The 22,278-nt window shown below is 36.0% G+C and carries 23 protein-coding genes; 2 read left to right on the top strand and 21 right to left on the bottom strand.

What is annotated here, in order from left to right:
• Window positions 1-143 precede the first annotated feature (143 nt).
• Window positions 144-437, top strand: a complete 294-nt coding sequence (locus BLR60_RS09960; protein WP_090499302.1) for a hypothetical protein — start codon at window positions 144-146, stop codon at window positions 435-437.
• A 71-nt stretch (window positions 438-508) separates the two neighbouring features.
• Here BLR60_RS09960 and BLR60_RS09955 read toward each other — a convergent pair whose 3' ends face one another.
• A complete protein-coding gene (locus BLR60_RS09955; protein ID WP_090499300.1) occupies window positions 509-1,258 on the bottom strand; it encodes a hypothetical protein in 750 nt (249 codons plus the stop codon).
• A 403-nt stretch (window positions 1,259-1,661) separates the two neighbouring features.
• On the opposite strand from BLR60_RS09955, the gene BLR60_RS09950 reads away from it, so the two are divergent.
• On the top strand, window positions 1,662-2,933 hold the full coding sequence (locus tag BLR60_RS09950; protein ID WP_090499298.1) for an MFS transporter: 1,272 nt from the start codon (window positions 1,662-1,664) through the stop codon (window positions 2,931-2,933).
• Between the two features lie 124 nt (window positions 2,934-3,057).
• Here the strand turns inward: BLR60_RS09950 and pepE are convergent, their stop codons facing one another.
• From pepE to BLR60_RS09850, 20 genes are all read right to left on the bottom strand, one after another.
• Window positions 3,058-3,831, bottom strand: coding sequence for a dipeptidase PepE (gene pepE, locus BLR60_RS09945; protein WP_244155631.1), 774 nt, complete (start codon window positions 3,829-3,831; stop codon window positions 3,058-3,060).
• A gap of 112 nt (window positions 3,832-3,943) precedes the next feature.
• Entirely contained in the window at window positions 3,944-4,339 is a 396-nt protein-coding gene (locus tag BLR60_RS09940; protein WP_090499296.1) for a hypothetical protein, read from the bottom strand.
• Window positions 4,340-4,534: 195 nt separating this feature from the next.
• Entirely contained in the window at window positions 4,535-5,089 is a 555-nt protein-coding gene (locus BLR60_RS09935) for a WcaF family extracellular polysaccharide biosynthesis acetyltransferase (protein WP_090499294.1), read from the bottom strand.
• Between the two features lie 22 nt (window positions 5,090-5,111).
• Window positions 5,112-5,693 carry an exosortase Y gene (gene xrtY / locus BLR60_RS09930; RefSeq protein ID WP_090499292.1) on the bottom strand — a complete coding sequence of 194 codons (582 nt, stop codon included), beginning with the start codon at window positions 5,691-5,693 and terminating at the stop codon, window positions 5,112-5,114.
• 13 nt (window positions 5,694-5,706) lie between these two features.
• Window positions 5,707-6,567, bottom strand: a complete 861-nt coding sequence (locus BLR60_RS09925; RefSeq protein ID WP_090499290.1) for a glycosyltransferase family 2 protein — start codon at window positions 6,565-6,567, stop codon at window positions 5,707-5,709.
• A 1-nt stretch (window position 6,568) separates the two neighbouring features.
• The gene (locus BLR60_RS09920) at window positions 6,569-7,825 is read right to left on the bottom strand and encodes an XrtY-associated glycosyltransferase XYAG1 (RefSeq protein WP_090499288.1); all 1,257 of its coding nucleotides are present in this window, start codon (window positions 7,823-7,825) and stop codon (window positions 6,569-6,571) included.
• A gap of 31 nt (window positions 7,826-7,856) precedes the next feature.
• Entirely contained in the window at window positions 7,857-9,269 is a 1,413-nt protein-coding gene (locus BLR60_RS09915) for an exosortase Y-associated Wzy-like protein (protein WP_143009057.1), read from the bottom strand.
• Complete coding sequence (locus BLR60_RS09910) at window positions 9,259-10,527, bottom strand: glycosyltransferase family 4 protein (RefSeq protein ID WP_090499284.1); 1,269 nt, start codon at window positions 10,525-10,527, stop codon at window positions 9,259-9,261. The genes BLR60_RS09915 and BLR60_RS09910 overlap by 11 nt, the downstream gene beginning before the upstream one ends.
• Window positions 10,527-11,831 carry a glycosyltransferase gene (locus BLR60_RS09905; RefSeq protein WP_244155630.1) on the bottom strand — a complete coding sequence of 435 codons (1,305 nt, stop codon included), beginning with the start codon at window positions 11,829-11,831 and terminating at the stop codon, window positions 10,527-10,529. Before BLR60_RS09905 ends, BLR60_RS09910 begins: the two co-directional genes overlap by 1 nt.
• Window positions 11,821-12,987 carry a glycosyltransferase family 4 protein gene (locus tag BLR60_RS09900; protein ID WP_143009056.1) on the bottom strand — a complete coding sequence of 389 codons (1,167 nt, stop codon included), beginning with the start codon at window positions 12,985-12,987 and terminating at the stop codon, window positions 11,821-11,823. Before BLR60_RS09900 ends, BLR60_RS09905 begins: the two co-directional genes overlap by 11 nt.
• 53 nt (window positions 12,988-13,040) lie before the next feature.
• Complete coding sequence (locus BLR60_RS09895; protein ID WP_090499282.1) at window positions 13,041-13,763, bottom strand: FkbM family methyltransferase; 723 nt, start codon at window positions 13,761-13,763, stop codon at window positions 13,041-13,043.
• A 1-nt stretch (window position 13,764) separates the two neighbouring features.
• Window positions 13,765-14,778 carry a glycosyltransferase family 4 protein gene (locus BLR60_RS09890; protein WP_090499281.1) on the bottom strand — a complete coding sequence of 338 codons (1,014 nt, stop codon included), beginning with the start codon at window positions 14,776-14,778 and terminating at the stop codon, window positions 13,765-13,767.
• On the bottom strand, window positions 14,775-15,623 hold the full coding sequence (locus BLR60_RS09885) for a glycosyltransferase (protein ID WP_208600614.1): 849 nt from the start codon (window positions 15,621-15,623) through the stop codon (window positions 14,775-14,777). The genes BLR60_RS09890 and BLR60_RS09885 overlap by 4 nt, the downstream gene beginning before the upstream one ends.
• Window positions 15,624-15,759: 136 nt before the next feature.
• Window positions 15,760-16,653 (bottom strand): alpha-1,2-fucosyltransferase, encoded by an 894-nt coding sequence (locus BLR60_RS09880; protein WP_090499279.1) that lies wholly within the window; start codon window positions 16,651-16,653, stop codon window positions 15,760-15,762.
• A complete protein-coding gene (locus BLR60_RS09875) occupies window positions 16,654-17,355 on the bottom strand; it encodes a hypothetical protein (protein ID WP_090499277.1) in 702 nt (233 codons plus the stop codon). It abuts the gene before it with no gap.
• A complete protein-coding gene (locus BLR60_RS09870; protein WP_090499275.1) occupies window positions 17,352-18,335 on the bottom strand; it encodes a glycosyltransferase family 2 protein in 984 nt (327 codons plus the stop codon). The genes BLR60_RS09875 and BLR60_RS09870 overlap by 4 nt, the downstream gene beginning before the upstream one ends.
• Entirely contained in the window at window positions 18,335-19,309 is a 975-nt protein-coding gene (locus BLR60_RS09865; RefSeq protein ID WP_167354715.1) for an acyltransferase family protein, read from the bottom strand. The genes BLR60_RS09870 and BLR60_RS09865 overlap by 1 nt, the downstream gene beginning before the upstream one ends.
• A 2-nt stretch (window positions 19,310-19,311) precedes the next feature.
• Complete coding sequence (locus BLR60_RS09860) at window positions 19,312-20,328, bottom strand: glycosyltransferase family 10 domain-containing protein (protein ID WP_090499271.1); 1,017 nt, start codon at window positions 20,326-20,328, stop codon at window positions 19,312-19,314.
• A complete protein-coding gene (locus BLR60_RS09855) occupies window positions 20,325-21,200 on the bottom strand; it encodes a glycosyltransferase (RefSeq protein WP_090499269.1) in 876 nt (291 codons plus the stop codon). The genes BLR60_RS09860 and BLR60_RS09855 overlap by 4 nt, the downstream gene beginning before the upstream one ends.
• Window position 21,201: 1 nt before the next feature.
• Window positions 21,202-22,260 carry an acyltransferase family protein gene (locus BLR60_RS09850; RefSeq protein ID WP_090499267.1) on the bottom strand — a complete coding sequence of 353 codons (1,059 nt, stop codon included), beginning with the start codon at window positions 22,258-22,260 and terminating at the stop codon, window positions 21,202-21,204.
• Between the last annotated feature and the right edge of the window lie 18 nt (window positions 22,261-22,278).

Here is a 22,278-nt window from a genome sequence, read left to right as displayed (position 1 = left end):
TATTATTTAAGTGATTGTTATTCAAGATTTTGTGTTATTAATTCTAAGTGTGGAAGGCCACAAAATATTAATTAAAAAAAACAGATGCCTAATAGGAGTTTTACGTTTATTTTGTATAATTTTTAAAAACAAATCAGAAGATAATGAAGAATATAGCTGAATTTAAAAAGTCATTAGAAAAAGACAGTCCGGATAGCCATTTTTCTGTTCAGCTTCGGGCACTCTGGTACGATGCTAAAGGAGATTGGAATGCTGCCCATAACCAGGTTGACCATTTAAGCGATACTTCCTCTGCCCGCATTCATGCCTACCTATACCGTAAAGAAGGCGATTTATGGAATGCAGATTATTGGTACGCCAAAGCAGGAGAGAAAAGGCCGCAATTATCATTGGAGCAGGAATGGGAGGAATTGGTACAGCGTTTTTTCATTAGATAGTATAAACACTTTTCTTTAATCAAAAAGCTGCTAAATTGTATTTTTCTGGCTTGATTCCTAAAATATAGAGACTAGAATTTTATGGATAGTTTTTCTGAAACCAGAACGTTGTTTTTATAATATTCGAAAAACCATGTTCCATTCTTTTTTATAACGATGCCGTTAGCGTTTCCGTTGTTCGAAATATAGCAATCCTCAACTGAGGTTTTGAGTAAGGTCATTACAATTTTTGGTGTTGCATCGATCAGTTGGTAGCCATTACTTATTGCTTGCGCATATAATAGCGCTTCTTGTTTTTCTGTTTTGGTAGCCAAAGGCTGATCAGCAGGTACAGGTATTGTTTTGGTCTCCGTGTTCGTATTGGATGGTACTGCGCTGGTGGTCGGGGTGGGGCTACCTGCTACATACTTCAAATCGTTAAAAGATGTAAAAGCGTCTCTTAAGGCATCATTATAAGAAGTTGCATATTCTTTTTCCCTGCTTTTACCTTCCTTGCTCTTTAGCACTACAGCGCCTTTACAATCTTTAAGTAACAGGCTGACATTGGTCACAAACATGCTGTTTTTTTCCTGCAGGTCTACTACCAGTGCTTTACATCTGTCAGCTGCAATTTCTTCGGGTATTTCAGTATTGTCAAAATATACCCTAAAACCTTTATCTTCAAAAAAAGCTTTCGTAAGGGTATTTAAGCCATATTGGTTAATCTGTTTGAGAAAACTGAATTTCTCTGGTACAATAATATATTTGTAATTCGCGGCGTTAGGCTGTGCATGAACAGAAAAAGAGATTGCTAAAAGGATAATAAAAAGATATCTTTTCATAACGATTAAAGGAGTTGTAAGATTCCGCCTCAATTTATAGATTAACACGGAGAAAATCAAATTTATCGTTCCGTAACACCATCGTATTTTCAATCCGCTAACTGATCAGATCTCACAGGCAAAAGAACAAAGTTTATCGTTAGCCATTGCATTAATCGATTCAATTGTTTATTATTATGGCGTTTAACGATCATCATCTAATGATAACATTGCTTTTTTGCGTGTTACAAAACCAAATATTCCAATAAAAATGGAGGAGCGCCAACTCACTAAATTAGCAGACTGGTTTAAAAAACTGGGTTCCTATTAAAATAGCAGGACATAGTATTTGTAGATGAGATTTTTTGCTAAAAATCTTACTTTATTCTAAAATTTAAACCAATTATAAACTAAATCTGAGCTTATGCTTAACATTCAAACCTCAAAACTATTCTGGGCAAGTTGCCTTGCCTTACTCGTCACCTCCCTTTCTTTCGGTATCCGCGCCGGAATCATGAACCAACTGGGAGTCGATTTTCAATTAAGTACTGCCCAATTGGGCACCATTACGGCTGCTGCCTTTTGGGGTTTCCCACTCGCCATTGTGGTCGGAGGATTTGTAGTTGATATGATCGGCATGAAACGTTTGCTGGTCATGGCCTTTATCTTTCACCTGGCCGGGATTATCCTTACCATTTTTGCGCAGGGTTACTGGAGCCTGTTTTTATCCACGCTGCTTGTTGGTATTGCCAATGGTACTGTAGAGGCTGCCTGTAATCCATTGGTTGCCTCTTTATACCCGGAGAATAAAACAACTAAGTTAAATCATTTCCACTTATGGTTTCCTGGAGGCATTGTAATCGGTACATTGCTGGTTACCCTGTTTGTTCATCTCGGGTTAGGCTGGAAGGTGCAGGTGGCAATGATGATTATCCCTACCTTAATTTACGGATACTTGTTTTCAAAACTGGATTTTCCTGTTACCGAAAGGGTATCATCTGGTTATTCCAGTTCAGATATGTATAAAGCAGTACTTTCTCCCTTGTTTATTTTTATGTTTATCTGCATGTTCGGTACGGCCATTACGGAGTTATTTACAGGGCAATGGATAGGCTTACTGCTTAAAAATGTGACAGACAATGCCATTTTATTACTTACGCTTACAACGGGTATCATGGTAATTGGACGAGGTTTTGCCGAGCCTGTGGTACACCGTCTTGCTCCTCAGGGTGTACTGCTTTTATCTGCCATATTTGCTGCGGCCGGACTTTATATGCTGAGCACTTTTACAGGAAATTCAGTTTTTTTCGCCGCAATTGTTTTCGGTATCGGCGTGTGTTATTTCTGGCCAACTATGATCGGTTTTGTGGCTGAAAATGTTCCTAAATCGGGCGCACTTGGCTTAAACCTAATGGGCGGTGCCGGGATGTTTGCGGTTTCTGTTTATACGATGTTTATGGGTAGTTTTTATGATAGCCTGATTGTTAAACATCTACCAGCTGGTGCCTCGTTTGATGCTTATTTAAAAGCGCCTGAAAATTCTGAATATGCGCTGGCGCTGGCGAATGCCAAAAATCTGGCGGGTCCTGAAATTCTGCGGGCTACATTAATTATCCCCATCATATTAATTGTAGCTTTTGGCGGATTGGTGATATACCTGCGTTCGCGAAAAAAGACCAATGCTGTGGTAGCATAATTAAAAATATTTTAGGATCGTCCTTTCTAAACACAGTATAAAAATAATTGCTACAAGTTGATGATGTTAAGTTTATCATAACTTGTAGCAATTTGTGTTTATTTATAGCTGGCCGTATAATAAATTACAATAGCGAACTGCCGGGCGGACATTCATATGGGGCTTTTTCTGCTTCAAAAATCCTGGTATTTTCACTGCCTTCTGTAGTGATTTTGTCACCCAATATTCTGATCCAGTTGCCTTCGCGTAAGCCTATTACTTTGACGTTATTCTGTGTAAGAAATTCCATAATCCTGGTTTCCCTGGTTTCTCCGTTATGTTTTAATTCCGGATTTGGGTCCAGATAGTGAGGATTAAGGTTAAAAGGAACCAAACCCATACAATCAAAAGAAGAAGGATAAACAATAGGCATGTCATTGGTGGTTTTCATATTTAGTCCGCCGATGTTGCTTCCTGCACTACAGCCCAAATAAGGTTTGCCCTTTCTGATATTGTCACTCAGATGCGCCATTATACCCAGATCATGAAGTGTTTTTACCAGCAAAAAGGTATTTCCCCCACCTGTAAAATATCCATTGGCTTCATTGATTGCGCTAACGGGATTATCAAATTCATGCAGGCCTTTAACGCCAATATTAAGTTGAGCGAAAAAATCTCGTGCTTTAATCGTATATTCTTCATGCGAAATACCTCCTGGCCTTGCAAAAGGGATAAAAATAATTTCATTTATTCCGGCAAAGAGTGTAATTAACTCATCTTTTAGGTATTCGAGGTAATTGCCGCCGAAGAGTGTGGAGGTAGAGGCGAGGATGACATTCATGTTATTTGCTTTATAGGCAATTATAGGCTTTTTCGCTGAAATAAAGTAGTTGGGGCGGTTTAGGATACCATTTTTCATTAAATATGATCGATTTAATGTTGCTCACCATGCTTGATTAAAGATAAATCAGCAATAAATCGGTCAGCATGTTTTGCTTGATCGCGTAGATTCTGGTAAGAAATAGAACAAACTAATGTTGTGGATTTGTTACTGTATTTGGAGAAAAATATTTTCTTCTATCATTCATCCACTCTTTCATTTTCGGAAAAATAAACAGGAGTGCAAAAGCCATTATGGACAACACTAATTGCAATATCAGGTTTATTTTGGTTACCTGGCTGGCATCTACAGCTGAAAACACAATAAATAAACGATGGATGCCTCTTAAAATAATAAGTACTAAAAGATATTTGCTCCATTCAAACCGCCTTTTAATAAGGATAAAGAGCACATAGCGCATGATGAGGATTAAGATAAGTACTACAAATTCTTGCGTACTCTCATAATCATAGAAAAACAAGTTTACTATCCCAATTAAAAATGTAATTAAGATAAGTTTGGAGGATAAGGAATACTTATTCTTCATTAATTTGAACTTTACTAACTTAAAAAGGTTTGATGCGACTAACTATGCAAATGTCTTGATAATTTTTTAAATAAAGTACTTTTGAAGGTTAAAGAATTCTTCAGCTATTGATATAAATCAACTTATGGAAATCGCAAAAAACCAAGCGGATTGCTGTTTGGCAATCCGCTTGGTTTTTTAATTATGAATATGCTATTAAGCTTCCATTACACGGTCTTTAACCTTTATTGCAGGGTTACCCTTGTAAATGCTATAGGGCATTAAGTTTTTCGTTGCAACACTTCCCATCGTTAAAATCGCATGGCTACGGAAGGTTACACCAGGGCCAACTTTGGCGCTGGCACCAAGCCAGGCACCGTCTTCAAGCACAATGGGGCCAGTTATTAAGTCAAAATCGGTACTGGTATAATTGTGATTTCCTGTGATGAGCACGGCTTGTTGTGAAATGCAGCAGTTTTTACCGATTTTGATCTGATCCAGGTTATCTATATAACAATCTGCCAGCCAGCTATAATCACCAATTTCCAGTTTCCATGGATATTTAATATAAATACCAGGTTTTATGCGGACCTCTTGCCCTATTTTTGCTCCGAATAACCGTAATATAAGTACGAGTATTGGACTGATTGGCATTAGCCCACTTTTAAAGAAAAAAATGTTGGTAAAATACCACAAGAATTGCTTCAGTTTGCTGGCGCCAATTTTAAAATTGCCCGTATTAAAGTTTTTATGAAGTTGTGTTTTTAACAAAATATTTTTTTAGCGGTGCAGCTTATGGCTGAACTGTTTTTGATTTATTGTTCCTTTTAATCCAAAAATAAAGCATGGTAAATACACATATATACACAATGATATTAAAAATTTCGTGATGGTAGGTGAAATTGTTCCGCTGCGATTTAAAAACTGCCAATAAAATACCTAATCCTGCAATGCGTAATATATTGAGTATGTAAATGGTTAAGATGCCGATAAACAGCATTTTAAGGGTTGATTTCCATGAAGTTGGAAATGCGAGTACAAATGCAGCTAAAAAACTCATTACACCAAGTCCTAGACAAGAATAGTTAATTCGGAGGTAAGGTCCGGCAACCACCATTACATCCATTTCGTTATAGATGGCATAAAAGCCAAACGCTTTAATAATCCATACGGCGGGTACGATTAATGCTGTTTTTAAACCCTGGATATAGTTAAAGTGGTCGGCAATATAGGCATTGTAGAATTTTGAACCAGGTGTCATTACACTATGCATGAACAAATTGCCCTGGCTAAACAGGATGTACAATATAAAGAGTATAACCAAAAATTTAATGGCCTTTTTATTCGCTTCTTTTTTGGCTTGTCCTTGGATCATATCTAATCGGCATTTACAAGTGTAATTTCTGCTTTTTTATTGCTTTGATTTTTCTATCTACTGTTTTCCTGAACCAGAAACCCTGAAGATAATGAAATTTAATCCCGGTGCGGCCTTCAAATATACCGAGTTTAAAAAACATCCGGTAGCCAAAGTAAAGATAAGGACGGAATCCGAGTGGAAGTTTCCACCACAATTGTTTTAACCAGGCCCGCTTTTCATCAGGACTTCCCCATACATCAGGCTTTAAACTTTGCATACGCAGCTTTAACATCCTTTCGACCTCCTCTTGCGCTACCAGATTACTATAACGTTCATGTTTGGCTTTCCAAAAGGAAATATCGTTTTCTTTTAGGTTTTCTTCCAAAATCCAGCCTTTTTTCCAGATTTCGGTTTTTCCCGGAACAATAAACCTGTGGTCCATATTCTCGTTAAGATCAGAGAAACCAATTCCCGTTCTGAACATCTTTAAAAGATAAAAAGGATAATAAGTGCCAAATCTGATCCATTTCCCCTGGAAAAAGTTTTTCCGGTTAAAATAAATACCATTGATATCACGATGTTCATTATCATTAAAATTAGCGAGCATTTCAAAAAGTTCAGGGGTAACCATCTGATCCGCATCAAGGCCAATTGTCCAGGGTGTTTCTATTTTAAAGTTTTTTAAGGCGAAATCCCACTGTTTCGGGTGGTTTATAAAATGATTTTGTTTTACTTCTGCCCCATAACTTTCTGCAATTTTCAAGGTTTCATCAGTACTTCCGCTATCCAGAATGAATATTTGTGCATTTAATGCTTTAATAGAAGCTAACAATCTGGGCAGGTGAATCTGCTCATTAAAAGTTAAAATGACAAAGCTAAAATTTGGGTTCATTTTAGGTTAAAGGAAATGGAGTAAAAAGAACATTTTTATAGTATTCCACGTATTGTTCAGCCAGGGCACCATCGTTAAAATCAGTATTCACTAATATAGCTGCATTGATTCTGATTTCTTTTCTTTTTTCAATATCATGATATGCCGAAAGGATTCCCGTTTTAATTTCTTCAATATTTAGTCCGGTAATCCATCCCAGGTTTTTATCAGCAACATAATCAGCCAAACCAATAAATTTACTGATCAGTACAGGCGTACCTACGCTTAAACTTTCTACTACAACATTGGCAAAGTTTTCATTATAAGAGGTGAGGGCTGTTAAATCATGTTTGGCCAATAAATTAAATTTATCCTCATTACTTACCTGTCCAATCCAGGTAATCTGTTCATGAATTCCTAATTCCTTTGCTTTACGCTTTAAACTTTGTACATATTCTGATTTTCCTGTACCTGCAATGGTTAATAGCCAGGGTATATTTACGATTGCCAAAGCCTCAAAAAGTAATTCGAGTCCTTTTTTCTCTTCAATGCGGGAGAGGAAGAGCAGATGAAATGTATCGTTAATAAGTTTATGAATATTGGAAACGGGAAATTGAAAACTGACCAGATTAGGAATAACAGTAATGCTTTTTGGTGTAATTATTTTAAGGATATCTTTCTTTTCCTGTTCGCTGGTGGCGTGGATGTGGCAATATTTTAACAACTGTTTGCCGAGTAGGGCATGAATGATTTTTTTTGATAAGGAATTGCGATTACCGAGCGTGTAGGAGGTAAGCATGCCGCGGGGGGAAAGTACTACAGGAACGCGATACCACTTTGCAACGAAGCAACTCAATACCGAAACTAAATTCCACCAGGCATGGATGTGTATAAGGAGTTTAGCGTTTGGCGTTTGGCGTTTGGACATTTCGTTATTGCTGTCATCCTGATGGTTACGAAGGATCCTTTTCCTGAGCCCGAATAACAACCCAAGCGAGAAATGGCTGTGATCTTTTGTTTGGCGCTTAAAATAAGTAACGCTTACACCATTGATCAAAATGGGAGCGCCAATTTTTACATCTAACTCCTTTGTCCCGTTAGCTGTAGTAGTTAATACCTGCAAATCATCGGTCCCTAACCCTTTATCGCTAACCCCTAAACTAACCAATGCCTCACACAATTTTCCAACACTTTGTATTGGCCCACCATAAATGTAGGCTGGCTTATAAGAAGCTGTAATATGAATTACTTTCAATTTTTCGTCTAAAATGCTATTCAAATAACCCTAACCGTTAAACCAATTCAAATAGCTAATCAAACACCGGCTTTAATACTTTTATTGTCCTCAGCAAAGCAAACAGAAACCACATGATCACATAACCCCAAAAAATGTTATTGAACATAAATTCGAAATTATTGCCCCGCCAAAGTCCCTGGAAAATACTATTGAACATGATTACACAGCCCAGTTCGTAACCACCAAATATTTCTTCAGCTTTATCTGATAAATGTTGTACCAACATGCCATAAAGGAACATAAAAAAGAAAACGCCAGGGATACCGAAACTTAAATAGGCATCTACAACAGGTCGTGTTTTTGCGGAGACAGATGACATTTGATGCGCCACACCAGCATCGTAAACCCTTTGCATAGAAACAGTTTCCATATTGGGCTTTCCGGTCCAGAAAATTCTAGGAATCAATCCTTCCAAAGAACTTTCTATTATTTCCCAGTCGTAATATGGGCGGTGGCTGGGCACATAATCTACAAATTGTGTAAACATTTCTATTTCACTTAACCTTCTGGTTAAGAAACTCCAATTCGTTTCTTCAATTTGTTCCTTATTTTTCGAATTCAGGTTTTCAAATGCTTGATCTTGTGCTTCCTCTGCGCTTACCTCACCGCTCCAACTCTGCCGAACGGTATTGTTGTAGGTGGGTAAAAAATAAAGTAATGCATAAGCGGCCGGGATAGCTAAATAAAGGATGAGTTTTTTATAATAGGGAAAAAATACACACGCAATTACAATCATGTTGATGATAATAGGTTCTTTATAACCTGACAGGGAGGCATGTAAAAAGTTAATGATAAAAATGCTGGCACCAATGCCCAGGTATTTCATGTTTTTGGTATTAACCCCCTTAACAAATAGCACTGCTGCGCATGAGATACCAACTATAGTAAGCGGAATGGCAATTTGGTTAAGGCTAGGGAAACGTTGTGTTAATGACCCAATACCAAATACAATGATACTAAGCCAGATGAGGAAATCATCACTTTCAAAAGTTTTCGCGCTTTTAAGCCTAATGCTGTTTTTTTGAACCAACAGCATACCCGTAACCAATGCGGCATGTGCGAGCAAACTCATCCGCTGACAGCTGGCTATCAAGATGGTTTGTTCATTTTCTTTAAATTGGGCGCCGTAATTAATTTCTGTCAAATACCGGTACCCCAAGTGATCCATAAAATAAAATATAGAAGTAACACACATAAAACCGGCAAAAATTAGTTGCAGCAGAAATATGGGCCGCATAATTTGTTTATAGATCGGTAGATCGGTTTTAATAATCGCTGCCGGAGATAATATCGTGGTATAAAAAATAAAAAGAGAACCAAACCAGGCCACAAAATACGAGATGATCGGGCTATTGATCAACATATAAGAGATCAAAACCGGAAAATATAACGTTAATATCAGTTTAGTAGGATTATTATTTTGCATGTTCATTTTGGATGGCATCAACAATCTGGTCCACTTGTTTTTTGAAGGACCAATCTTTAATTATTTCCTGTGAAGCCAATCCCATTTGGGCTAATTTAGTTTTATTTTCAGTTAGTACTTTAAGTTTTTGTTTCAGATCAGTTAAATCACCTGATTTAAATACTTGTCCATTAACTCCCGGGTTGACAAGATCAGCCGCGCAGCCAACCTTATCCGAAAACAATACTGCCTTTCCGGCAGCCATAGCTTCGTTTACGGCCAATCCCCAGGTTTCTCCAGGGCCTTGTGAAGGCAGACAGCATAAATCGCAGGCTTGATACACCATAGGCATTTGACTTTGATTCTGAAAATCCATAAAATGGATTCTTTTTTTTACACTATCCTCCCAACTCATAGCCCTCAACTCCGAACTTCTATCGCCGTCATCCTGTTTTTTAGTTAGATGATCATCATGAGCGTAGTCGAAAGACCTACCACCTGCTAACCCCTCAACTTTTCCCTTTAATATCCCTTCCAAAACCCCGTTTCCAACCAAAAGTAAATGGGTGTGTTCTAAATTAAGATCTATAAAAGCATTCAGCAAAAGTTCAGGATTTTTTTTAGGTGCTAATTTGCCGGCGAAAAGTATTAAAATTTCATCGCTTTGGATATGAAGTTTTGTCCTAAGCGCTTCTGCTGCTACGATATTTTCTTTTGCAAATCTATCGTTATCAACGGCATGTGGTGCAAAAATCAATTGATTTTCTTTTAGACCAAAATGTTTAAAATAGGCTTTGTTGGCTGTACCAACGTAAAAAGCTTTATCAACGTGATTGTAAATCCATTTAAGAAAATATTTCCTCAATAAACGCTTAAACCTTCTTTGTTGATCAATCAAAGTAGAATCTCCTCTAAAGTAAACGGGGATTTTACCTTTGAAAAAACGTAAGATCTTTAAGTGGCTTTTCCACGCCCATCCATAAATTAAAATAGCCTCTGGTTTAAAATCCTGCACCACTTCACAAATCTCAGGGTTGACGATGCCATTGAAATGATGGGTGCCGGGACTTTTTGAAATATTTTCCAAAAACTGATAATCATAACCCGCTAACAAAGGGATATCCCATTCAATTTGCTGACCAAAGCCATGATCATATTGTGATACTGATTGTTCGCCCAAAGTATAAAATACCCGCAGCTGTATTTTTTGAGCGAGCAGTTTAAATACTGGCGCATAATATTGTATGGGGTGCGTGGTAATGATCGCTAGTTTGCTCACTATCGCTTTTGTTGATAAAGATTGATAACCTGTTCGAAAACTGCTGTTTGTTTTGCTGTTAAATAAGAGGCAGTAAAAGGTTTAAAGGCTTCCCAGTTTGTTAATGGCTGCTTCGAAACAGTAACGTCTTCAATGTAAGACCTGAAAGTTTGATAGACAGCCTCCGATCCTTGAGTGATACCAATTACCTGACCAGCCCGACAGTCAGAAAGAATTTTATAGGCGTTGCTCTCCTGATGGAAGATCCCTAGAAGGGGTTTCTTTGCCAATATATATGGATAGAGCTTAGATGCGGTGTAAGAAGCCTGCTCGGATCCGATAATTATTAAACCGTGGGCATGCTGGAGGTGTTTAATACTGTCATAAAAACCGATTCTATCCGTATGCTCTTGGATATAATTAGCTAAACCCATTTGGGTGGCCAAAGGCATAATGGTTTTTACACCTTTTCCTTTAGGAGCATAACTGGTACCAATAAAATGCATTCTAAACTGGTTAAATAATATCGGTTCATGTTTTAGTCCTTGTGCGAAGGCCTTAAAAAGAAGATTTAAACTTAAACTCATGTCATTGCCACCTCTGCCTATATATACCAAGTGTTTAAATCCATCGTCTTTGTTGTATACAATAGTCAAATCATCTTCTTTGGATTTGGCAATGTCGAAATCTGCCTCATAGGCGCCGAACATAATAATTGATGCTGGCTTTTCCTTCAACACCGGATACCTTTCGTGTAGGGTATCTATATAGGCTTCAGAAACGCTGATTAGTCCATCTGCATCTTTTAATGCTTTTGGTTCCAGGTATTTGTTGAGGCGATAAGAAAACCAATATTTTTTTGGGCGCTCTGCCTTTGGTTTGGACTGATAATATTCGGAATGCCAGGGATCTTGTATATCAACGATGTAAGGAATATTAAATCTACGTTTCCAATAAGGACCTAATATACAAACAGGAAACTGAGTAGTTGAGAAATAAATCAGGTCAAAATTTTTGTGTTTTAATAATTGATTCCCCTTTTTCCGGATGGACCATAAAGACCGTAAGGCAATACTACCCAAACCAAATTTGCTAGTCCATTTTTTAGGTAAAGCCTTAACTTTATGTATAGGTACGTCATTCGGTATACACGCTAAAAGCAAAGGATCCTTAACCATGTCTACATAGTTTTCATGTACCATTATTACTTCCGCTTCCCAGCCAGAGGCCTTAAAATAAGGCAGGCTCATTCTAATGCGTTGCATATCTGCAGCATTAACAGGAGGGAAGTAGGGAGAAATAATTAAAAGTCTTTTATTTGCCAATAGTATCTACAATTTTTTTTAGAAATTTCTTCCCTTCGTGCTCCCAGTTTAACTCATTCTGGGCATACTTTAGAGCTTTGGCCTGATGTTCCTCCAATAATTCTGAATTTGATAAATAATTTTGAATGATATTGGTTAACTGGTTAATCTTTGTCTTTTTATATATAAAGCCCATATCTGGATAGCTTTCTAAGAGCCATTTTTGCGCAGAAGTATCAGATGCAATTATAGCTTGACCCGCTTGTATGCAGGTAAATATCTTGTTTGTTAAGCAGATATCCCGATTTAAGGGAAATCCAGTTTCTGTAGCCAAACCAATATCAAATTGAGAAGCAAATTTTATGATTTCATTTGACGGAATAGGGGCATAGTAATAAATGTTTTCGGAACGAAAAGCGCTTTGTTCTGACAGTTTCTTGAAATACTCCTTGATTGATGGCATGCTAAAACCAAGCAAGTGCAGCTCAACATTTTCCTGATAGGCTAAGGAACTAATTACTTCTTCTAAACCTCTGTTTTTTCCAATGTTTTGAGAGAACCAGAATAACTTGAGATTTTTTTTCGTCATTTTTAAGCGTTCTCTTTCAGATGGAAAAACATTCAAAATCGTTTCTGGATGAATTGCCGGGTATAATTTCTTATAATTTTCACTGATTAAGGGGCTAGCGGTAGTTAGATAATCTACCTTTGGCAGATATTTGTCCTCAATAACTTTTTTAAGCTTAAATTCTCGTGAATTTTGATCGTTAGTAACTTCTTGCCTATGGAAATCTTCTGCATCAAAACCGCATTTAGCATGATTGCTTTTAGCAGCTATTATGGCTGCAGGTAGTGCACCCAGATTATGTGCTATATATAAATCTGCCTTTAAACCCTTAACCTTACGCATAAGATTTAGGCTGCCTCTCGCAATGCTTAATTCGGGTAGGCCAAAACGATAGCCAAATTTCGATACGAATATATTCGCTAATTTATGCCTTATTCTACTTGGCCAATATATCCATTTTTCATTCTTTGGATCGCCTGCAACGCGGATTGACTTCCATTTTTTTTGGGGTAGTAATTGCTTATCTAAATCAGTCCCCCAATCGTTCCAATATAAATAGACAACCGTAACGTCGTAACCTGCTTCAAACAAACTATCTGCTTCTTTCACCAAACGAGGGTTAAGTGACGGTTGACCAGAGGTAACCAATACTATTTTTTGCGTTAGGCCCACCTAGTTGAAGACCTTAAATGAAAATCCTTTTGTAAAAAAAGCAAATCTGATTGAAATAATGCCTTATCATAAGGTCTTCTCATCAACGAGCAAATGTCGTAGATCAAGAAATTGTTTTTTTCCATAAATGCGATCACTTCGGCAGCCAATGGTGCACCGTTGTAGATATGTAGAAATGAAACTTCTAATAGAACAGCATTTGCTGATTGAAGCGTTTTTGTAGCGCCTTTAAGTATCTCCAGCTCAAAACCTTGGGTATCTATCTTGATAAAATCTGGCTTACAAAAAGCAGTAGCTGATAAAATATCATCAAGCAATTGCAGTTGCATTTCTTCGATCGACGCTCCCGTTTCGTTATCTTCCTTATAAACCGAACTGGCCGTATTATAAATATTGAATTCAACTGTTTTATTTTCGGCCCCTAACAACGCAATTTTGACTTCAGAATCGGGAAGCAGTTTTTTCTTTTGCAGTAATATCTCTTGTTTTTGCGGTTGACCTTCAATCATCATGATTTTAGACTTGGGGAATGTTTGATTGAAATCTATTGCCCAATTTCCTTCATAAGCACCGATATCAAGTACATAATTAGGATAAAAACCCAATTTTTTGAGTGACTCCAAACTTTTCCTTTGTGAGGGTACGCCTAACTCATCTTTTAGCTTTTGAATAAATTTGGCAGGTATAAATCTGGATACGAGCTTTTTTAACATCTTATAGATTTAGATATTGTTTGGCAATAATTGATACATCGAATTTTTCAAAAGCAAATGCCCTGCAGGCAGTTCGATCAATAGTTGTAATTTCTTGTAGAGACTGAATCATGGCTTCTTTATTTTTAACAATGAAACCATTTTTGCCATTGGCAATTACTTCTGGTACCGAACCGCGTCTAAACCCAATTACTGGTGTTCCGCAGGCCATAGCTTCTACCATTACCATACCAAAGGGCTCATCCCACTCAATGGGAAATAGCAGGGCTTTTGCTTTGCCCAGGTAATGATTTTTTTGCTCATCGTTTAAAGCCCCTAAATAGATGATCTGCTCACCATCAAATTGGGGTTCTAATGTTTCTTTATAATATTGATAATTATCTGCTGTATCAGGAATATTTCCGCCAATCCATAGTTTATTATCGGTTGCTTTGGCAACCTGTATTGCGGTATGTAAACCTTTAATTTTATCTAATCTGCCCAAGAACATGAGTGGGGCATTGGCTTCAACGTTTTTCTGGAGCTTATATTTTGAGAAATCAATGGCATTGTAGACTGTTTCCCATCTTCCGGCCACATTGCCAGTACCTACACAATAGTTGCTGCAAGCCGTAAATATCAAATGCTGATTGGCCATAGCAGTTATATTTTTAATTCCTGCTTGTGCAACAGGTCTACCATAGGTCATTATTTTTTTAACAGAACCGTTTAATATTGGAATTAGATAGGCCAATCGGCCGAAGTTATGAATAAGGTCAAATTGTTTACGTTTTTGATATAAAAACTTCCAAACAAAGAGCAATTCCTTTGTTTTTTGCCATTTTGACCTTTGTAGATTATTTACACCAAAAGTATATACTTTCCCAGATATGACTGAATTTGGCCCAGCCAATAAAGTCACTTCATGCCCCAACTTAATATACTCTTCTGCAAACATGTATACCAATCTCTCATGGCCGCCGTAATTAGGTGGAGGCACTGCAATTCCAGGATCCATGATTAGAAGAATTTTCATGTATTTACTGAATCAAAAATATCAAGATATTTCCTTGCACAGATTTCTAATGTTAGGTTATGAAGAATGTATGATCTTGGTGCAAAATATTCGGCTTTAGTTTTTTTGATAAAGGCATCTAGCACAACTTCAAAAAGCGCCACATTTTCAAACTTTAGGCCACATTTGTCATTCCAATACGGAACAGCACTTACAGGGCCAAACATTACTTTATTGGGAAAATAAGAAGGATCTTGCCAAAAACCACCCCTGTCCCAAGCTAAAATTGGCGTATCGGTTGATAACATTTGTTGGTAGGCGAGACCTTGAGTTTCATGTTCACATAAAAATATTACGGCCTTACACCTTGATAGTTTATCTTTCAGTTCCTCATGATCGTAATAACCGTACCTAATCGTTTCGTAAGACAATCCTTTACCTGATAATTTTGTTTTTATAGGTTCAATTAAATTTTTTTCGAATTCATCATGTAACCATCTCACCTTATCGTAAATTAAAAAATCTGTACTCAATTTATTTGCCTTTATGCTGGGATTCCATTGTTCCGTATCAATTCCAACTGGCCAGGCTACTACCTTATTTTGACCATAGAAAGGATCAAATGCTTCTTTCATCCACTGCCCAGGTACAACTATTTTCTTTATGTTAGGATAAAGTTCCAGCAGATTCGGACAATCAACAGGGTGTGAAAAAATACCAGCGCCAAATATAATTGGATTCTTCCATTCGAATTTTTCTAAAACTTGAGGCTTACCAATTATACAGGCAATTTCTTTAGGGTGTTTTTTAATGTAGCTAAAATCATTGAATCTATATGGAATTCCTATTTTATCCAATCCTTTCATTAATTGGAGCGCTACCATCATAACGCCACCAGGTTGATGTTTACCTCTAAAAATCCTTCGTATAAACTTTCTGGGGTAGCGATCGTATTTAATCCATCTGTCAGGATCAGGTTCCTGGTAAAAAATATTTAACGGTTTAGCTTGTCGCATCATGTATTAACAAGTTTCCATTGGCAAAAGTATCTTGGGCCACAATTTCACTGAAATCTTTTAGATTGATTGGTTCCTCTGGATGTTTAATGAACTTTAGTGGTACTTTTCCATAATAAGAAGCCCACATAGAATAAGTACTCGGCGGGCCGATTATATAGTTGCAGCAACTTAAGGCATAAAGATCTGAGATTGAATTCGGTTCTGAAATCTGGAAAATATCAAAATTACTATAAAAACTTAAGTCTAACTTCTCGTTAGAGCATAATAAAAAAACTACCTTTTTAGCTAATTGATTTTTAATTGTTTCGATAGCTTTTAAGTACACTTTATTATCAAAGTAATAAATTCCATCCAAAAAGTTTTTATAATCACCACGCCTGATATGCACCCCAACAACTGTATCGAATTTTTTAAGTTTTTCGCTAAATTCGTGATCAACCTTTTGCTTATATATTTTTTTTGGCTCAAAAATTTGGATAATTTCTGAATGATATTTTGTTAGAAACAAATTATTTTTTTTGTGGCAGCCGGCTCCAAGAAAAACGATGCTATTTTTTTTATTGATTAAATTATCTCCCCAGTTTTCAGCTTTCCAATTCACTTTATCTACATGAATATTGAAGATTTTAAGAACGCCATCAGGGATAACCCGGATATACCTTAAAAGGACTTTCCTAAAATAAACATCAATTTTGCCTTTTCTGAACCAACCGAATTTTATATTTTCAAAACGATTCAAATTTTCAAACAAATAAAAATTATCTTCAAAGTAAAGTGTAACAAAGGTATTCTGATGTTCTAAACTGGAAGCTATAAATGGCGCATAAGACCATAGCTGGTTACAAAGTTGCCCGGGTTTATCATTAATTATAATCACTTACTCAGATATAAAGGTTAAATTTTTTGCACCGGCCACAAAACCTTCGATATTTATTTTTTCTACAAGCTTGTAATTAGTTTTTGCGCTTAGAATATTTGCCAATGCACTTTCTATTGAGATTTGAAATGGTGTGCCAACTTGTGGTCTAAACATTGTTTTTAATAACTTAATCAAGCCCTTATAACCATTAATACCTCTTCCATAGGCAATCATTTCTTCTACAGCTGATACTAGGATAGCTTCTAAAGTTCTTTTGTTGTTTACAAGATAAGCTCTTGTATTAAAATAAGAGTTAATGCTTTTTTTAATATTGCCCACACCTAAGATTTCTTTCTCTGCCAGAGCTGATAAAAGTATTGCCCTATTGAAATGTTCTGTAGGAGAGTAGCGGCCACTTATTTTGAATACAGGTTGATTATCTGGAAGATGAGATAAATGATTCAAAATAAGCAGCGCTTCGTTTAGCCCCTTATTTCTAAAATTATATTGCGGAGTGTGGATAATATTTAATTTATGAAATGAATTTAATTTTATTCTGTCCGTATCAATTACATCAACAGAATTATCGATTAAATAAATATCCTCAAAACCAACTCGTTTTAGATTGTTTATGGTATCAATTGTTTGTTGATAACGCTCTTCTATATTGAAGAAAGAATAAGCTTCTGGAATTATTGTGCTGGTAATCAGCGCGATCATTTAATTGTTGATTTAATGTTCTGGAGATGTCTGGCTAATTTCCAGCTGATGTTGTTCGCAATATAATTAGAAATTCTACCGCCTATGTATTGTTTGTTGTGTTTATACTTTTGATCTAAGTATTTAGCCCTTTCGATACATTGGCTACTTAATGTATTGTATTTTGGGTAACACTGTATGCCGAGTTTATAATAAGATGCGGCAAATGTTTTTGCATAAAAATCTTTTCCTTTATACTTTTTAAAATGTTCCTCCTTTAAGTTCAATGTTTTGTAGGCACTTTGGAAAGCTTTAAAATTATTTTGAGCAGAAAGGCTTTTATTTGATTTGTATTTTCTATAATAGGCATTAGTATGCTGAACAAATACAACCTCTTCAGATGCTAAAACAACCCGACAAAAATATTCCCCATCATCATCAAGGCTTAGGCTTTCGTTCCAATAGCCTGCTTTATCTAATAAGCCTCTGTGCATAAGCCAGGCGTGAATGGGTACAATGCCTCCATTACCCTTTCTACCATATAAATTCAGTAAAAAATCAGCTGGTTCTTTGGTGCTTTTAAACAAATCCACATCAGTCTTAGATGGTGAGCAGGTGAGTGGATCTGAATCTTCAAAAAAATGTATAGAATTGGACAAAGAAATTTTTCCTGTAAATGCAGAAATCTCTTTCATTTGTAACTCGATTTTGTTGGGACTTAATAGGTCATCGGCATCTAAAAATTGAAAGAAATTGCCTTTTGCCTTTTTTATACCTAGGTTTCTGGCCGCTGCTGCACCTTTGTTTTTTTGCGAAATGATGATTAGACCGTTCTCTGAAAATTGATTGGCTATAGTTAAAGAACGATCAGTTGATCCATCATCTACTAAAATAATTTCCTTGTTCTTCCAGGTCTGATTAATTGCAGATTTAATGGTTTCTGCTAAATTTTTTTCAGCGTTATAGGTTGGAATAATAATCGAAACCAAATCTTGATGCATTATAAACTAATCTTGATTTTCTTTGAGCATTTAATTGATGGTTTTTCAATCAGAAGATAAAAAACATAGGCAATTGCAATTGAAAATAGCACCTGTATAAAAAGTGCAACTAATTGATCATGCATTAGCCATGGCAAAAATCTTTTGAAGATCCCACTTAGATAAAGCAATACCAATGGATGTATTAGATACAGCGAATAAGAAATATTTCCTAGAAAATTCAGCACTAAATATTTTTTGTTGTTTAAAATGATCACCGCAGATGAGGCAATAACGAATCCCAGGGTTAATAAATCAAAATGCACAAAGGTAAAAATTGCACAAATGCCATAGCACAAAATGTAAACATTCTTTTTTGATAGTTGATATTCAATCAGGCTGATGCCCATTGCAAATATCGACGCATAATTAGTTACCAGATAATAAGAATTCGGCAAGTCACTAAAACAACTCAAACTGAAAGCCAATATTAGAATTGCTTTAAACAGCCATTTATTGCTTATAAAATATACTATCCCAATTAAGATATAGAACTGAAACTCTATGCAGAGGGTCCAAAATACATGATTATAAAAAGGCCATTTTGTAAATGGGATTATATAAAACATATGAGCTATAAATTGTTCGAAGATAAATGGGATTACCTTACCTTTAAACGATGTAAAATGGCTAAATAACCAGAAGCTGGTTAATGTTAAAACAATTGTAGTAATATATAATGGGTCTATTCTAATACTTCTCTTAGCTAAAAAAGTGAAAAAATGCCTGACCGCATATTTATTTTTTATCAGAGAGTAGATTATTATATAACCACTAATAAAGAAGAAAACATGTACGCCTAATTGTCCATATATCAGAATGTTCGCAATTTTAGGATGAGAACTTAGGGTAAAAGAGGCATGACAAAGTAATACGGCTAAAGCTGCCAGACCTCTTAAGATCTGCACTCCGGTAATTTCTTTTCTATTTTCCAAGTTCAATTAAAAATTTCTAACCAGCGGTTTTTTAATGTCAAATTCGTTGAAACAGTATTGTTGTTAAGCCATGGCTGTTGTAGGTATTTGACATATAAATCCTGATTTTGATCTATCTCTATAATTTTTTCAATAATAGGAGTGAAATCCAGGTTGTTAAATTGGAGACGCATTTTCAGATTTCTTCCAATTGATTTAACTTTTCTTGTAACTCTATGCCTCATATTGTTATGGAACTGGGGAAGAATATCCGTGAGTGTCATCTGGGCATTTTTTTCTAAAAATTTAATTAGAACTCCATCCGATACATTCACATCATCAGGCACATTTACAAAACTATCTGTATTAAAAATCTGACCAACGAAAGGATCACCACAGTAAATAGGCAAGCTATTACAAAGCATAGAATCATATAACTTTTCTGTCTGGTAGCCAGGATAAACATAGTTTTCGAATGCTATGGTAAACTTATATTCATTTAAAAACTGCCTTTTGCGCTCCCATATGTTTCCCGTATACTTTTCATCGATGGAAGACATATTATTCATCGATTTTCCAGGAGCATCAATCTTTTTGTATTTAGAAAGCAGCTTAAAAAAATGCGCTCTATAAGGAACAGGATTGGAATAAAAGAAGTTACAAAAGCGTTTCTTCTGGTTAATGATATAGTCGATGTCGTTGTCTGATAGATTCTTGATCAGGTTTTTGGGGTTGAGCCCATGCCACTGGATACGCTTATATTTATAATGGTTAATTTCTTCTTCTAAGGGTATTCCAAATGCCCATTCACAAATTGTGAGGTCTGGGATTATATTTTCGCAGAAGTAACCAATCCTGACGTAATCACCTTTTGGTGGAAAATCGTTACCATATGGTCCGAAAAGAATAAAATCTGGCTTACTACTTTCTATAAACTCAAAGGCACCTGTCAATTCATCAAAAATTTCGATGATTGCTGTATTAAAGCTTATTCCGTTCTGGCATTTGATGTAAATTTTCTTTTTGTTTTGCGCTGTCATCTGGCCTTATGCTTCAGCTTTAGGCTGATTAATTCCTTTAAAAAGTTGAAGTGCTTAGAGATCGAAAAATTTTTGAAATACCCCCATTTTATAAATTGCGATAAAATTGAACTTAACGGATATTTTAGAATGTTCATCCGAAAAAAGAAAACTTTTTTGTTTTTCCATTCAATATCTATTAATTTTTTTCTGTCTATATCGCCCAGAGGCAAAATATGCTTCCACTTTTCAGTGAGTCGGATAGAAGCTTCGGCCCAATCCTTACTTAGGCTTCCGGTAGAATAATGCTCTAAAAGCACATCATAGCTTACATAGATTTTGAATTTTTGCCCGATCTGAAAGCAGAGATCCAAGTCGTAACAATGAAATTTGCTTAGCTTTTCGTCAAACTGATGTTGTTTCAAAACATCTTTCCTGGTAAAGAGAAAAACACCATCTAACGTTTTAACTTCCTTATAATTTTCAGGTCCCTCTTTGAATCGGAGGTGCGCCGAAACATGATCTTTTTTATAGTATTGGATGAGGTTATAATAATCAGTATCATATAGGCCATTTGCCCATATGCTTGGCGTTAATGTCTTTACTGTTGAACCCGCAATACCAACAAGTCCGGCTTGAGGATTTTTTTCGAAGAAACTAATTAACTTTGACCCCCATTTATCATTTTTAAATACCACATCTTCATGTACGAAACATAAGAAAGGGAACTTCGCTTTCTCCGCGCCCATATTATAGGCTGTACTTAGTGAATAATTTGAAATGGAATTTTCAATTTTAATAATCTCATAGTCAGTACCCACAGTGGCTTTCAGGCTTTTTTCAAACAAAGAGAATTGAATGTCGTTGATAGAGCAGGTTACAAATGAGATCATGCTAAGAAAGCGTTTTAAGAATGGGTTTTTTAGCTAAATCGTATTTTTTAGTTAATCGTTCCTTTATTCTTAGAAAAGGCTTTTCCCAATAATTATAAGAGATAAAAGAAACGAAGTAGATGGTAGCTAGTTTGTAAAGGGGGACGTTTAAGAGGGAAATATTCTGAAAAATAAAAAATTGTTGCCAAATATAGATGCTGTAAGAGAGCAGCCCGATATGTATAAACAGCTTGCTATTTAGGAGCTTAAAAAAATAATTATTCTGGTATGTAGTGTAACTTAATATGATGTACATAATTGCACTAGCTATTATAGTATTTCCAAAAGGAAGCGCTATAATGCCAAATTTGCCATGTGCAGTGCAATAAGTGAAGAAAATTATCAGTGCAAATGCAATAATTTGGAGGGTGTAGTTGACTAGTCTTTTTTTATTTCTAAAAATCGCAGTGTTTTGAATATTAAATAACGCAGCTAATGCTCCCACCATGATCGGGTCAGATTTAGAAAAAAAACCATACAGGCCCGTGTTGAGATGAAATTTATAGTGTAATACACGTATAACGCACGAATATGCTATCAAAAATATAATTATTGCTTTTAGTCTTTTTTGAAATAAAATGAACAACAATGGCCAAAAAATATAGAATTGTTCTTCAATGGAAAGTGACCATAAATGGCCTAAATACCAATTCGGCGATGAATCAAAATTAGCAGTAAATGTTAGTGCATGAAGGAAATTGCTTGGATTAACCTCTAGATTAAGCTTTTGGTTGATAAGCAGAATAAAGAGAAAATAAATACAGCATACAGGCAAAATTCGAAGAGCCCTTTTTATAAAAAAAAGCTTAATGTTGATCGGATCTGCTTCCTGATATTCGCGTTGTAAAATTTTGGTAATCAGGTAACCACTTATCACAAAGAAAATAGTAACGCCCACGTCGCATTGCCTGGCAAAATCAAATAGAAAACCTGGAAATTGTGGTAGGAACCTAAAATGGCTAAAAACGACTAAAATGATTGAAATAGCTCTAAATCCATCCAGGGAAGCTATTCTATTCACGAATTAGGATAGTTAGGT

It is taken from the genome of Pedobacter terrae (genome assembly GCF_900100705.1).
GTDB lineage: Bacteria > Bacteroidota > Bacteroidia > Sphingobacteriales > Sphingobacteriaceae > Pedobacter > Pedobacter terrae.
The sequence above is the reverse complement of the archived record's forward strand: the minus strand, read 5'-3'. Positions and strand labels throughout refer to the sequence as shown.